This is a genomic window from Paraburkholderia sediminicola, assembly GCF_046026895.1.
Classification (GTDB): Bacteria; Pseudomonadota; Gammaproteobacteria; order Burkholderiales; family Burkholderiaceae; genus Paraburkholderia; species Paraburkholderia sediminicola_C.
Genome location: NZ_JAQQEU010000120.1, coordinates 1 through 13768, shown reverse-complemented (window position 1 = coordinate 13768; position 13768 = coordinate 1). Strand labels below are relative to the sequence as shown.

At 66.2% G+C, this 13768-nt stretch carries 11 protein-coding genes and 1 pseudogene; 7 read left to right on the top strand and 5 right to left on the bottom strand.

Going from position 1 to position 13768, the window contains the following annotated elements; genetic code table 11:
* Positions 1-62: 62 nt before the first annotated feature.
* From PQR02_RS37700 to PQR02_RS37685, 4 genes and pseudogenes are all read right to left on the bottom strand, one after another.
* Positions 63-1548 (bottom strand): annotated as a pseudogene (locus PQR02_RS37700) (tetratricopeptide repeat protein).
* A gap of 51 nt (positions 1549-1599) precedes the next feature.
* A complete protein-coding gene (aroC, locus tag PQR02_RS37695; RefSeq protein WP_408242929.1) occupies positions 1600-2700 on the bottom strand; it encodes a chorismate synthase in 1101 nt (366 codons plus the stop codon).
* Positions 2701-2970: 270 nt separating this feature from the next.
* Positions 2971-4908, bottom strand: coding sequence for an MFS transporter (locus tag PQR02_RS37690; protein ID WP_408242928.1), 1938 nt, complete (start codon positions 4906-4908; stop codon positions 2971-2973).
* A 243-nt stretch (positions 4909-5151) separates the two neighbouring features.
* Positions 5152-5613 carry a CBS domain-containing protein gene (locus tag PQR02_RS37685; protein ID WP_408242927.1) on the bottom strand — a complete coding sequence of 154 codons (462 nt, stop codon included), beginning with the start codon at positions 5611-5613 and terminating at the stop codon, positions 5152-5154.
* 240 nt (positions 5614-5853) lie between these two features.
* Here PQR02_RS37685 and PQR02_RS37680 point away from each other — a divergent pair, with 240 nt between their 5' ends.
* The 3 genes from PQR02_RS37680 to PQR02_RS37670 all read left to right on the top strand — a co-directional run bounded on the left by PQR02_RS37680 (position 5854) and on the right by PQR02_RS37670 (position 8641).
* A complete protein-coding gene (locus PQR02_RS37680) occupies positions 5854-7266 on the top strand; it encodes an O-acetylhomoserine aminocarboxypropyltransferase (protein WP_408242926.1) in 1413 nt (470 codons plus the stop codon).
* On the top strand, positions 7263-8093 hold the full coding sequence (locus PQR02_RS37675) for an alpha/beta fold hydrolase (RefSeq protein ID WP_408242925.1): 831 nt from the start codon (positions 7263-7265) through the stop codon (positions 8091-8093). Before PQR02_RS37680 ends, PQR02_RS37675 begins: the two co-directional genes overlap by 4 nt.
* Positions 8094-8320: 227 nt before the next feature.
* Complete coding sequence (locus PQR02_RS37670) at positions 8321-8641, top strand: Mpo1-like protein (protein WP_408242924.1); 321 nt, start codon at positions 8321-8323, stop codon at positions 8639-8641.
* Positions 8642-8782: 141 nt separating this feature from the next.
* Here PQR02_RS37670 and PQR02_RS37665 read toward each other — a convergent pair whose 3' ends face one another.
* Complete coding sequence (locus PQR02_RS37665) at positions 8783-10096, bottom strand: YihY family inner membrane protein (protein WP_408242923.1); 1314 nt, start codon at positions 10094-10096, stop codon at positions 8783-8785.
* A 120-nt stretch (positions 10097-10216) separates the two neighbouring features.
* Between PQR02_RS37665 and wrbA the strand changes: the two genes are divergently transcribed.
* From wrbA to PQR02_RS37645, 4 genes are read left to right on the top strand one after another with little or no spacing between them, the layout of a single operon-like run.
* A complete protein-coding gene (wrbA, locus tag PQR02_RS37660) occupies positions 10217-10819 on the top strand; it encodes an NAD(P)H:quinone oxidoreductase (protein ID WP_408242922.1) in 603 nt (200 codons plus the stop codon).
* A complete protein-coding gene (locus PQR02_RS37655) occupies positions 10816-11316 on the top strand; it encodes a DUF2069 domain-containing protein (protein ID WP_408242921.1) in 501 nt (166 codons plus the stop codon). The genes wrbA and PQR02_RS37655 overlap by 4 nt, the downstream gene beginning before the upstream one ends.
* Positions 11317-11363: 47 nt before the next feature.
* Positions 11364-12782, top strand: a complete 1419-nt coding sequence (locus PQR02_RS37650) for an FAD-binding oxidoreductase (protein ID WP_408242920.1) — start codon at positions 11364-11366, stop codon at positions 12780-12782.
* A gap of 48 nt (positions 12783-12830) precedes the next feature.
* Positions 12831-13637, top strand: a complete 807-nt coding sequence (locus tag PQR02_RS37645) for a metallophosphoesterase (protein ID WP_408242919.1) — start codon at positions 12831-12833, stop codon at positions 13635-13637.
* The last annotated feature ends 131 nt before the right edge of the window (positions 13638-13768 follow it).

The window sequence follows — 13768 nt, the reverse complement described above, 5'->3', positions numbered from 1 at the left end:
AAGCGATCTCCTGTTTGCCTTCGCAGTGCGCGGTGCAACGCCCGCGCTGCGAAGGCAAAAGTTCAATGACGCGCCATCGCCTCAATCCGTTCCCGCACTTTGCTCACCACCGGCGCCCAGTCGCCGACCTGCGGTTGCCGGATCAACTCGATCGAATCGTACCAGCCAGTCGGCTGCGACCCTTCGCCCCAGAACCACGCGGATACGTGATCGACCATCAGGCAGGTCGGCACGCCGAGCGCCCCCGCCAGATGCGCGGGCCCACTGTCGATCGTCACGAGCAGATCCATATTGACCAGCAAGGCGGCGACATCGTCAAAACCGAACTGAAAGTGACGGGTCATGTCGACGACGTCGAAGCCCTTGGCGCACCATCGCGCGACCGTCTCGCCACGCCCCGGCGATAACGCAAAAAAGCTCACGTTTGCCACGCTCAATAGCGGCTCGATTTGCTCGATGGGCACCGAGCGCCGTTTGTCGCGGATATGCTCCGGATTGCCGTTCCACACCAGACCAACTTTGAGATTGCCTCGCACAGCGGCGATTTGCGCGCCGACCTTCGCGCGCCACGTCTGCACGAGCGCCGGATCGGCTCGCAGATACGGCGCACCCCAGCCGGTGGCATCGACGATACCGAGCCGCAGCGGCAGGCTCATCAATCCGCAATGGAAATCGGGCCGCGTGTCCAGACTCGTTTCGAGCGTCAGGTCGGCGGGCAGCATCCGTTCGAATAGATGCCGCAACGGGCCGTCGTTAACCGAAGATCACCCGCCCGCCTTCGCGCCGCGCCCGCTCGGCCAGCAGCGGCAGAAAGCGCACCGCCCACAGGCAGTCGCCATTGCCCTGCTCGCCGTACACCACCAGCGTCCTGCCGGCCAGCGGCTCGCCCTGCCAACGCGCGCTGATCGCCGCGAGCGCCTGTTGGGCGTTGTTCAGATCGTCGGCCGTTGCGACGCGCGACTCATAATGCGCCCAACCGTCAGCGAAACGGCCCGCGCGGATTTCAAGTTCCGACAGATCGAACTGCGCGTACGCGTTGTTCGGCGAGATCGCCAATACCTGTCCGAGCAGCGCCTCGGCTTGCGCGAAACGCGCCTGCTCCTTGATGCACAGCGCCAGCTTGTGAAGCACCACCGGATTGCCCGGCACGACGCGTAACGCTTCGCGCAGCAAGCGCTCGGCGGAGGCGAAGTCGTCGCGCTCCTGCACGGCGGCGGCACGCCAGATCAGCGCGTTGGCGTCTTCGGCGTTGTGCGACAGCACCAGCGCGGTCGCGGAGTCGACCAGCGCCCAGTCGCGCACGACGAAGGCCGTTTGGGCAATCGTGGCGAGCAACGAGGGTTCGCATGCGGGATCGAGCTGATAGGCGCGCACCAGTGCGGCGAGCGCCTCGCGCTGACGGGTTTTGTCGCGACCGGCGTGCTGCAACAGGAGATGGCCGAACGCGAAGCAGTCGGCGGCGACGGCATCCGGCGCGGCGGCCCGCGCGCGTAGCGTGGCGAGCTGGTGATCTGCCAAACCCGCCACTGCGGCGTTCAACTCGGCCATGAAGACCACACCGCGTGCGCGGCGAGTCCGAGGACGTTCAACGAACGCGAGTTACGGCGCACTCGCAGCGATCTTCGGCGTAGTGACCGAGACATCGCCGCATTGCGCGCGATGGCGCAGCGCGTGGTCGATCAGCACCAGCGCGAGCATCGATTCGGCGATCGGCGTGGCGCGAATGCCAACGCACGGGTCATGCCGTCCGAACGTTTCGACGATGGCCGGTTGCCCCGCCTTGTCGATCGAACGGCGCGGCGTGCGGATGCTCGAAGTCGGCTTGATCGCGATCGACACCGTGATGTCCTGCCCGGTCGAAATGCCGCCGAGCACGCCACCCGCGTGATTGCCGACGAAGCCCTCGGGCGTCAATTCGTCGCCGTGCACGGAGCCGCGTTGCGCGACACTCGCGAAGCCCGCGCCGATCTCGACACCCTTCACCGCGTTGATGCCCATCATGGCGTGGGCGATGTCGGCGTCGAGCCGGTCGAACAGCGGCTCGCCGAAGCCGACCGGCACGCCGGAGGCCACGACGTTGATGCGCGCGCCGATCGAGTCGCCGTCTTTACGCAGCGCGTCCATGTACGCTTCGAGCTGCGGCACGATCCCGGCGTTCGGCGCAAAGAACGGATTTTCGCGCACCTGCGCCCAGTCGACGAACGGCACGTCAATCTCGCCGAGCGCGGCCATATAGCCGCGAATCTCGGTGCCGAACTTTTCGCGCAGCCACTTCTTCGCGACCGCGCCCGCCGCCACCGTGGGCGCGGTCAGGCGCGCCGACGACCGGCCGCCGCCGCGATAGTCGCGGATGCCGTATTTCTGCCAGTAGGTGTAGTCGGCGTGGCCCGGACGGAACGTGTCGGCGATGTTGCCGTAGTCCTTGCTGCGCTGATCGGTGTTGCGGATCAGCAGCGCGATCGGCGCGCCCGTGGTCTGGCCTTCGAACACGCCCGACAGGATCTCGACCTTGTCTTCTTCCTGACGCTGCGTGACGTGGCGCGACGTGCCGGGCTTGCGGCGGTCGAGTTCGAACTGGATGTCGGCTTCTTCGAGCGCCATGCCCGGCGGGCAGCCATCGATCACACAGCCGATAGCGGGGCCGTGCGATTCGCCGAAGGTCGTGACAGTGAAAAGCGTACCGAGCGTGTTGCCGGACATGGGCGTCGTCCAAAGAAATGCGGGGAAGGCACTATTATGCCAGCCCCATCGCGTGTGGAACGCGTTGCGCGGCGCGCGTGGCCAATCGGCTTGGGCCGATTGAGCCGTGGGCTTGCGAGAGTTCGCGCGGCCTGTCGGCATACCCGCTGCCATCGACAGGAATTTTCGCTTCAGCTGTAGGGCGCGCCGTCATATTGGCGTCGGCCGCGCTTTTCGTCCCAACTCGAGCCACCGTCTCGTCGACAACCTGCCGCATGGCGTCCCCATCCGCTACTTTCGCGCACCGCGCAACTCGGTGACGATCTGCTGCAACGTCTCGGGCGTGGCCAGCGCCGGGTCGATCGGCTCGCCCACCGCGAGACTCAGCCGGCTCATCACACCCTTGCGGATCGGCCGCGGCCAGCGCGCGTCGTCGGCACGGGAAAACACGCTGCCCCACAGGCCGCGCAGCGCCATGGGGATGACCGGCGCCGGCGTGCGCTTGACGATCTCGCTCACGCCGTGACGGAACGGATTCATCTCGCCGGTTGGGGTGAGCTTGCCTTCGGGGAAGACGCAAACCAGTTCACCGTGGGCCAGCGCCCGCGCGCAACGCTCGTAGGCTTGCGCGAGCAATTCGGCATCCTGATGCGCCGGCGCGATCGGAATTGCCTTCGCATGACGAAACACCCAGCCCGCGAACCGCGACTTGAAGATCTGGTGATCCATGACGAAACGGATCGGCCGCGGGCTCTCGGCCATGATCACGATCGCGTCGACGAAACTCACGTGGTTGCACACGAGCACGGCCGCGCCCTCCTCCGGAATCCGCTCCGCATGCACGAGGCGAATCCGGTAGAACGTATGCACCAGCACCCACGCGATGAAGCGCAGCAGAAACTCCGGCACCAGCGAATAGATGTAGGTCGCGACGGCGATGTTCAGCAGCGCGGTAACGAGGAAGATCGCCGGAATGCTGAAGCCGGCCGCGGTCAGGCCCATCGCCATCAGCGCCGAGACGATCATGAACAGCGAATTCAGAATGTTGTTCGCGGCGATGATGCGCGCCCGGTGGCTCGGCTGACTGCGGCTCTGGATCAGCGCATACAGCGGCACGCTGTAAAAGCCGCCGAACATCGCGAGCAGGAACAGATCGGCCAGCACGCGCCAGTGCGCGAGCCGCCCGAGAAACTCGCCGACGCTCAACAGGTGCCCCGCCGGCGGCAGCGCGTGGCTCGCGAAAAACAGATCGATCGCGAACACGCTCATGCCGATCGAGCCGAGCGGCACGAGACCGATTTCGATACGCCGCTTCGAGAGCTTTTCGCACAGCAGCGAACCAATACCGATGCCGATCGAGAAAGTGCCGAGCAGCACGGTCACGACATCCGGATTCGCGGACAGCACGTTCTTCGCGAAGCTGAAAAACGACGACAAGAACGTCGCGCCGACGAACCACAGCCAGGAAATACCCAGCAGGCTGAGAAACACGGTGCGGTTTTCGCGCGCCAACGCCAGGTTGCGCCACGTCTCGCTGAACGGATTCCAGTTGATGCGCAGATCGGGTTGCGGCGCGGCCGTGGCCGGCACGAAGCTCGACACGACGCGCCCCAGGAGCGCAATCGCGACGCAGGCGCCGGCCAGCACCACCGCGCCATGCTCGGCGAGACCCGCGCCCGCGCCGCCGACGATCGTGCCGATCAGGATCGCGACGAAGGTGCCCATCTCGACCATGCCGTTGCCGCCGACCAGTTCCGCCTGCGACAGATGCTGCGGCAAATACGAATATTTGACGGGGCCGAACACGGTCGAATGGACGCCCATCAGAAACGTGCACAGATACAGCAACGGCGCGCTATGCAACCAGAATCCGGCGCCGCCGACCAGCATCACGGCGATCTCGAAGCTCTTGACGAGCCGCGTGAGCACGGCCTTGTCGTACTTGTCGGCGATCTGGCCGGAAGTGGCCGAGAACAGCACGAACGGCAGGATGAAAATTGCCGAAATCAGGAACGCCGCGGTTTTCGGATCGACACCGGAAAAACGCGCCGCCTGATAGGTGACGAGCGACGTAAAGCCGATCTTGAACACATTGTCGTTCATCGCGCCGAGGAACTGCGTCCAGAAAAACGGCGCAAAACGGCGCTGGTTGAGCAACCGGAACTGGGATTCGTGCGCCGCTTGCGCACGGGCGGCGCGGCGGGCGGCAGGCAACGGACGATCGCTCATGAAGTTTGAAGAACGGGAGAAAGCGCCGTAAGCAGCGCGGGACGCAGGCTGTTCACCGCGCGGGACATCGCGCCGGCTCGTGATTCCAATGCGCGCATCGGCTATCGCCGCGGCGGGCTGCCCGCAGTGTCACCGGGCGCAAAAACGACGGACACAAAAAAAGCGCACGCTTTCGCGCGCGCCTTGTCTGCCTGCTCACGCTCATCGCGACACCTGCGAGCGCGGACGGTCAGTCACCGCGCATTAACGCACGGGTTGCTGGTCCTGCTGCTCTTCCGGCCAGTCGCGGATATAGGCCTTGAGCATGCGGTTTTCGAAACCCTGCTCTTCGACCACCGCCTTCGCCACGTCGTAGAACGAAATCACGCCCATCAGCGTGCGGCTTTCCATCACCGGCAAATAACGCACGTGATGTTCGAGCATCATGCGGCGGACTTCGTTGACGTCCGTTTCAGGCGTGCAAGTGAGCGGATGGTCGTCCATGACCTTGCGGATCGTGGAGGTGCCGACGCTGCCTCCGTTCTCGCTCAGCGTCAGAATGATTTCGCGGAACGTCAGCATGCCGACGAGATCGCCGTACTCCATCACGACCAGCGAGCCGATATCGTGCTCGGCCATCGTATTGACTGCGTCGTGCAGCGTGGTATCCGGTGTGACCGTGAAAAGGGTGTTGCCTTTGACTTTAAGAATGTCGCTGACTCGCATGATCTGTCTCCGTGATACCCGCTAAGCTGGCACTACATGAATGATTTTCGATCCTAGCGGAAAGGCCCATAAAAGGAAAGCGGCCCGCCCACCAAGGCCTGGCGGGCGCTCGCGATCTCGAATCCGGATCGCGCCGGGCACGCGTATCGGGAAAACCGCGCTTGCTGCGAGCCATGCCGGTGATACGATGGCCGCCACTTTCCCCTTTCGCGAGGGCCGCTCGTGGCCCCGCCGCCCACGATGTCCGCCAACCGTTTCGACACGCTTGCGCTGCATGCCGGCGCCGCTCCCGACCCCGCCACCGGCGCGCGCGCCACACCGATTTACCAGACCACCTCGTTTTCTTTCCGCGACTCGGACCACGCCGCGGCGCTCTTCAACATGGAGCGCGCCGGCCATGTCTACTCGCGCATCTCGAACCCGACGGTGGCCGTGTTCGAGGAACGCGTGGCCGCGCTCGAAAACGGCGCCGGCGCGATCGGCACCGCGAGCGGCCAGGCGGCCTTGCATCTGGCCATTGTCACGCTGATGGGCGCGGGCTCTCACATCGTCGCCTCCAGCGCGCTGTACGGCGGCTCGCACAACCTGCTGCACTACACGTTGAAGCGCTTCGGCATCGAGACGACCTTCGTCAAACCCGGCGACCTCGACGCGTGGCGCGCCGCGCTGCGGCCGAATACGCGGCTGCTGTTCGGCGAGACGCTCGGCAACCCCGGACTCGACGTGCTCGATCTCGCCGCCGTCGCGCAGATCGCGCATGAGCACCGTGTACCGCTGCTGGTCGACTCGACCTTCACGACGCCCTACCTGCTCAGACCGTTCGAGCATGGCGCCGACTTCGTGTATCACTCGGCCACCAAGTTCCTGGGCGGCCACGGCACGACGATCGGCGGCGTGCTGGTGGACGGCGGCACGTTCGACTTCGATGCGTCCGGCCGCTTTCCCGAATTCACCGAGCCGTATGAGGGCTTTCACGACATGGTGTTCAGCGAGGAAAGCACCGTCGCGCCGTTCCTGCTGCGCGCGCGCCGCGAAGGCCTGCGCGATTTCGGCGCTTGTCTGCATCCGCAGGCCGCATGGCAACTGCTGCAAGGCATCGAGACATTGCCTTTGCGCATGGAGCGGCACGTCGCCAACACGCGCCGCGTGGTCGAGTTTCTTGTCAGTCATGACGCGGTCGAAACGGTCGCCTATCCGGAGCTGCCGACGCATCCCGACCACGCGCTCGCACAGCGTCTGCTGCCGCGCGGCGCGGGCGCGGTGTTCAGCTTCAATCTGCGTGGCGACCGCGCCGCCGGCCGCAGTTTCATCGAAGCGTTGTCGCTGTTCTCGCACCTCGCGAATGTCGGCGACGCGCGCTCGCTGGTGATCCATCCCGCATCGACCACGCACTTCCGCATGGATGCGGACGCACTCGCCGCCGCCGGGATCACTGAAGGCACGATTCGCCTGTCGATCGGCCTCGAAGATCCCGACGATCTGATCGACGACCTCAAAGGCGCGCTGAAGGCCGCGCAAAAATCGGCCGGCGCGGCCGCGACGCGTAGCGGCGCAGCGAAGGCGTCCAACGCCGCAGCCCCAGCCCCAGCCGCGAAAACCAGCGTGCCCGGACAATCCGGCGCCGCAGTGCAATCCCGCCCGGAGTCCACATGATCCTCACCGTCCAAGGCAAACCCGCCTACGCGTACACCGGCGGCAAGCCCTTCGACACCGGTCTGCCGACCGCGGTCTTGATCCACGGCGCCGAGCACGACCACAGTGTGTGGGCATTGCAAAGCCGTTACTTCGCGCACCATGGCTTCGGCGTGCTGGCGGTGGATCTGCCCGGCCATTGCCGCAGCGGTGGCCCGGCGCTGACCACCATAACGGCGATGGCCGACTGGCTCGCCGCCCTGCTCGACGCCGCCGGCGTGCAGCGCGCCTTCGTGGCCGGCCACAGCATGGGCTCGCTCGTCGCGCTCGACTTCGCCAGCCGCTACCCGCAGCGCGCGACGCATCTCGCGCTACTCGCCACCGCGATGCCGATGGCGGTGTCCGACGCGTTGCTCGACGCCGCGCTGCATCGCGAGCCGGATGCGATCGGCATGGTCAACCAATGGTCGCATTCGACGCTCGCCGCCAAGCCTTCCTGCCCAGGCCCGGGCTTCTGGCTGCACGGCATGAACCAGCGGCTGATGGAACGGGTCGCGGCGCGCGGCGAGCCGCAGTTGTTCCACACCGACTTCACCGCGTGCAACACCTACGCGGACGGCCTCGCGCGTGCCGCGCAGGTGCGCTGCGCGACCCGGCTGATCGTCGGCCGGCGCGATGCGATGACGCCGCCGCGCGCGGCCAAAGCGCTCGCCGACGCGCTGGCGCAAGCGGGCGCGCCAGTCGACACCGTCACGCTCGAAGCGGGCCACTCATTGATGACCGAGCAGCCCGACGCCACGCTCGACGCACTGTTCAGTTTCGCGTCGAGGCCGCCTCGCGAAGCGTGATAGCCGTCGCCCGATTGCGCCGCGAGTGACCCACGCGAATGAGCAGGATAAGCGCGCTGAACGAGCCGCGCCATCGTCCGAATGGCCAGGTTGCGCGCGGAGTCCGATAGCCGGACAATGGTTCAGGCCCATCCTTTGGCGAACGCGTGCGAGACATGCCGGCACGTGGCGCAGCAAGCGGGAACAATGGGCATGACGGCGAGGAAGCGTCCACATCGGAGGCCATCATGGCTCATACCGCGCATACCGATCACTTCGCGAGCTTCGCGGAGTTCTATCCGTACTATTTGAGCGAGCATCGCAACCTGGTCTCGCGGCGGCTGCATTTCGTAGGATCGCTCGGCGTGATCGGCTGTCTCGCGATGGCGCTGGCCACCGGTGACTGGCTATGGCTGCCGGCGGCCGTGATCTGCGGCTACGGTTTCGCATGGGTGGGGCACTTCTTCTTCGAGAAGAACCGGCCCGCGACCTTCCGCCATCCGCTTTATAGCCTGATGGGCGACTGGGTGATGTTCAGGGACATCTGCGTCGGCAGGATTTCGCTGTAGTTTTGAATGGTCGCGCATCGTGCCGCGACCGTCTTGCCGTCAGCGCACACGCATGTCATGGCAGACCGATGGGTCGCGGGACCCGACAGTCCGCCCCGCTAAGCCCGCCACGCAAACCACCCTTCGCCGCCCCACTTCTCGTCAAGCCGCCTGATGCGGCATTGAAGGCGCGGTGCGCTCGCTCGCTCCGGCATCTGCCGCTTTGGCCGACGCGCGCGCCGCCAGCAGCGCGGCGAGCGTCACCTTCAGCTTGTCGTTCTCGAGCGACGCCAACAGCGTGCCGCCGTCCACGCGCGTGGACTTCAGTTCGAGCTGATACGCGAGTTCCGCGCGATCGATCACGAACAGGTCGAACAGGCGCTCGACCGTGATCTGCGCCGGGTTCGCCAGCAACAGGAAATGTGTGACGGCGCTGTCCTCCTCCAGCCGCGCGATCCAGTCGATCTCCTCGAGCCGCTGCAGCAGGTAGAGCGTGATGTCCATGTCGCGACGAAGCATTCGCGCGAGCTCGGGCACCGTATAACCGCGCCCGCCCGCGTCGCGTGCTTCCGAGAGCCGCGCAAGCAGTTCGAGCGAGTCGAACAGATTGCTGCCGTCGAACGTGGGCCGGTGAAACTGGCCGATGCGAATCGCCGGCAACGCGGACGCGATCATGGCGCCCGCGAGCGTGATGAACCAGCACAGGTACATCCACACCAGGAACAGCGGCACCGCGGCGAACGCGCCATACACCGCGGTGTAGGTCGGAATGCGGCGCACGTAATAGCCGAAGCCGCGCTTGGCGAGCTCGAACGCAATCGCGGCGGTGACCCCGCCGATCACCGCGTCGCGCCACTCCACGCGGCAGTTCGGCAGATACACATAGAGAATCGTGAACGCGAGCGCCGTCAACGGCAGCGCGGCGCCGGTGAGCGCCCACTCGATCACCGGCGTGATGCGCTGGGCCGCCGTGAAGGTCATCGACTGCGTGAACAGATACGATGAGATGGACAGGCTCACGCCGATCAGAATCGGGCCGAGCGTGATGATCGCCCAGTAGACCAGAATGCGCTGCGCGATCGGCCGCGCCTTGCGCACCCGCCAGATCACGTTGAACGCGGATTCGACGGTCATCATGGTCATCACCGCCGTGACGAACAGCAGGATCATGCCGATCGTGGTCAGCCCTTTCGCCTTGGACGCGAACTGGTTCAGATACTTGAAAATCTGACTGTTCAGTTGCGCCGGCATCAGGTGGTCGGCGAGAAAAAGCTGCAGCGACTCCTGGAACGAACTGAAAATCGGAAACGCGGTGAACAACGCGAACGCAACCGTGGCAAGCGGCACGAGCGCCAGCATCGCCGTGAACGTGAGGCTGCCCGCCACCTGCGGAATACGGTCTTCGCTGATGCGCTGCGCGGCAAACCGCGCGAGTCGTTTGAGCGTATCGAGATCGAAACGCACCTTGGACAACAAACCTACCTCCTGGCTTCGTGAACCGGTGCCGCTGGACCGCGCGCGTGACCTGGCCGGATGGCCATGGGTGGCCTGTGCAGCGGACCCAGCCCCTATAATACCCGTTCACCGATGAGGCCTATGAAAGACATTCTCGTGCTCTATTACAGCCGTCACGGCGCCACTCGCGAACTCGCGCTGGCGATCGCGCACGGCGTCGACAGCGTTCCCGGCATGCAGGCGCGCGTGCGCACCGTGCCGGCGGTCTCCACCGTCTGCGAGGCGGCCCAGCCGGAGATTCCCGACGAAGGTCCGCCCTACGTCGAGCTGCGCGACCTCGAGGAATGCGCCGGCCTCGCGCTCGGCTCGCCCACCCGGTTCGGCAACATGGCTGCCGCGCTCAAGTACTTTCTCGACGGCACCACGCCTCAGTGGCTGTCCGGCGCGCTGTCCGGCAAACCGGCCTGCGTGTTCACGTCCACCGGCAGTCTGCACGGCGGCCAGGAAACCACGCTGATCTCCATGATGCTGCCGCTGCTCCATCACGGCATGCTGATCGTCGGCATCCCTTATACGGAAAGTGCGTTGAGCACCACGCAAACCGGCGGCACGCCTTACGGCGCGTCGCATTTCGCCCGCGCGGGCTCGGCCGCACACGGCATCTCCGCCGACGAAAAGACCCTCGCCATCGCGCTCGGCGCACGGGTCGCGCGCACGGCGGCGTCGATGAGCGAAAGGCCATGACCACGCCAACGGGCAAACCGGCCGCCACGCCGGATGCGCGGAGCGCGACGGCCGCGTCGCCGTACGCAAACGCACCGGCCGCCTCGCTCACGGCGCCACCCGTGCAGCCTGAAGCCGCCGCCGCGTTCGGCGCAACCGCCACGCTGCTCGCGCTGATCGTGCTATCCATCGCGTGGGAATGGTGGCTCGCGCCGTTGCGCCCCGGCGGCTCGGCCCTCGTGCTCAAGGCGGTGCCGCTGCTGCTCGCGTTGCCGGGCGTGTGGCGGCGCCGGCTCTACACGCTGCAATGGGCGTCGATGCTGATCCTGCTGTACTTTGCGGAAGGCGTCGTGCGCGGCTGGAGCGATCATGGACTGAGCGCCCGTCTCGGCTGGCTGCAAGCCGCGCTCGCGGTGATCTTCTTTACCTGCACGCTGGCCTACGTCGCGCCGTTCAAGCGCGCGGCGAAGCGCGCCGCGAAAGAAGCCGCCAGACAAACAGCCGAACCGAACCCCTGACACCCTGCCTACCCGACCTTCCCGCCCGTCCACGCCGACCGACCGCTATGACCCGAACTGCTTTCCTCGCCGCCTGCCGTGACGCCATTGGCGCAACCCAGGTATTGACCGACCCGCACGACACCGCCCCGTATCTCACCGACTGGCGCCGCCGCTACACCGGCGCGGCCTGCGCGGTGCTGTGCCCGGCTACGCCCGCTGAAGTCGCGGCGCTCGTGCGGCTCGCGTTCGAGCATCGCATCGCGCTCGTGCCGCAGGGCGGCAACACGGGTCTCGCTGGCGGCGCCACGCCCGACGAGAGCGGCGCGCAAGCAGTCATCAGCTTGCGGCGGCTGAATCGGATACGCGACATCGATCCGCACAACAACACGATCACCGTCGAGGCGGGCGTCATCCTCGCCGACGTGCAGCGGCACGCCGAGGCGGCCGGCCGTCTGTTCCCGCTGAGCCTCGCCGCCGAAGGCAGTTGCACGATCGGCGGCAATCTCGCCACCAATGCGGGCGGCACCGGCGTCCTGCGCTACGGCAATACGCGCGAGCTGTGCCTGGGTCTCGAAGTGGTGACACCGCAAGGCGAGCTGTGGGACGGCCTGCGGGGGCTGCGCAAGGACAACACCGGCTACGATCTGCGCGATCTGTTCATCGGCGCGGAAGGCACGCTCGGCATCATCACCGCGGCCGTGCTCAAGCTGCATCCGCAGCCAGCCGCGCGCGTCACGGCGCTCGCCGCGCTCGCTTCGCCGCATGCGGCGCTCGACTTCCTGTCGCTCACGCAGCGCATCGCCGGACCGCTTCTGACCGGCTTCGAACTGATGTCGGACTTCTGTCTGCGGCTCGTCGGCCGGCATTTCGAGCAGATGCGCTATCCGTTCGCCGAGCCGCATGCGCAAGTCGTGCTGCTGGAGTTGTCGGACAGCGAAAGCGAGCAACACGCGCGTGCGCTGTTCGAGCATCTGATGGAAACGGCGCTCGAAGAAGGTCTCGTGCAGGACGCCGTAGTCGCGGAAAACCTCGCGCAGTCGCGCGCGTTCTGGAATCTGCGCGAACATATTCCGCTCGCCCAAGCCGAGGAAGGTCTGAACATCAAGCACGACATCGCGGTGCCGATCTCGCGCATCGGCCACTTCATCGAGACGACCGACGCGGCGATCGCGCAGGCGGCGCCGGGCGCGCGCATGGTGACGTTCGGCCATCTCGGCGACGGCAACCTGCACTACAACGTGCAGGCGCCCGAAGGCGTCGACGCGACGACGTTTCTGCAGCAGTACCAGGCGCCGATCAACCAGATCGTCTACGACAGCGTGCACCAGCATCGCGGCAGTATCAGCGCGGAACACGGGCTCGGCCAGCTGAAAGTCGACGAGGCCGCGCACTACAAGCAGGACGTCGAGCTGCAACTGATGCGCGCGGTCAAACACGCGCTCGATCCGCTGAACCTGATGAACCCGGGCAAGGTGCTACGCTAGGAATTGAAGCCCGCCGCCCACGCGGGGACTTTTGCAGGAGCCGTGGCCGTGAAGATTCGAGTGCTGTCCGATCTGCATCTGGAAAACGACGAGCCCGAGCTGATTCCGCATGCGCACGCGGATCTGATCGTGCTGGCCGGCGACATCCACAATCACGCGGCCGGGCCGCGCTGGGCCGCGCAGACCTTCGACGGCGTCGTGCCGGTGGTCTACGTGCCCGGCAATCACGAGTACTACGACGGCGAGTTCGGCGCGCTCGAAAGCGCGCTTTACGACGCGGCTGCGCAGGTCGACAACGTGCATGTGCTGAACAATGCGGCGCTGGTCGATCCGCAAGGCCGCTGGCGCGTGCTGGGCACCACCTTGTGGACCGACTTCGCTTTGTACGGCGCGGACCCCGACACGCTCGCCGCCTCGTTCGACGCGGCACGCAAGGTCATGCTCGACTTTCGCGGGCCGATCCAGATTAACTGGCCGCACGACACCCACGACGCCACGCGCGACTTCACGCCCGACGACTCGCTCGCGCTGCACGCCCGGGCGCGCGCGTGGCTCGAAGGCGAGCTTGCCAGACCGTTCGGCGGCAAGACGATCGTGGTCACGCATCACGCGCCGCATCGGCTGAGTCTGGCCGAGCGCTACGCGCACGACCGGGCGTCGGCCGGCTTTGTCAATCATTTGCCGGAGCTGGTGCGCGCGCCGGTCGCGCTGTGGATTCACGGCCATACGCACACGTCGTTCGACTACAGCGTGAACGGCACGCGCGTGGTCTGCAATCCGCGCGGCTATTTCGACCGGCGCACCGGGCAGTGGGAAAATCCGCAATTCGCGTGGGACAGGGTCGTCGAGATTTAGTGCGTCGGTAGTGCGGCCTTGGGGCCGGACTGGATAGCGCGGCTGGAGCGGACGCATTACGCTGTCGTCGGCGGCTGTGTGTTGGTGGCTGTGCTGGTGCTGGTGCTGGTGCTGGTGCTGGTGCTGGTGCT

Bases quoted from the DNA above. Each gene is read 5' to 3' on its own strand.
- PQR02_RS37690 (WP_408242928.1), bottom strand. From the start codon at position 4,908: ATGAGCGATCGTCCGTTGCCTGCCGCCCGCCGCGCCGCCCGTGCGCAA.
- aroC (WP_408242929.1), bottom strand. From the start codon at position 2,700: ATGTCCGGCAACACGCTCGGTACGCTTTTCACTGTCACGACCTTCGGC.
- PQR02_RS37685 (WP_408242927.1), bottom strand. From the start codon at position 5,613: ATGCGAGTCAGCGACATTCTTAAAGTCAAAGGCAACACCCTTTTCACG.
- PQR02_RS37655 (WP_408242921.1), top strand. From the start codon at position 10,816: ATGACCACGCCAACGGGCAAACCGGCCGCCACGCCGGATGCGCGGAGC.
- PQR02_RS37675 (WP_408242925.1), top strand. From the start codon at position 7,263: ATGATCCTCACCGTCCAAGGCAAACCCGCCTACGCGTACACCGGCGGC.
- wrbA (WP_408242922.1), top strand. From the start codon at position 10,217: ATGAAAGACATTCTCGTGCTCTATTACAGCCGTCACGGCGCCACTCGC.
- PQR02_RS37650 (WP_408242920.1), top strand. From the start codon at position 11,364: ATGACCCGAACTGCTTTCCTCGCCGCCTGCCGTGACGCCATTGGCGCA.
- PQR02_RS37670 (WP_408242924.1), top strand. From the start codon at position 8,321: ATGGCTCATACCGCGCATACCGATCACTTCGCGAGCTTCGCGGAGTTC.
- PQR02_RS37680 (WP_408242926.1), top strand. From the start codon at position 5,854: ATGTCCGCCAACCGTTTCGACACGCTTGCGCTGCATGCCGGCGCCGCT.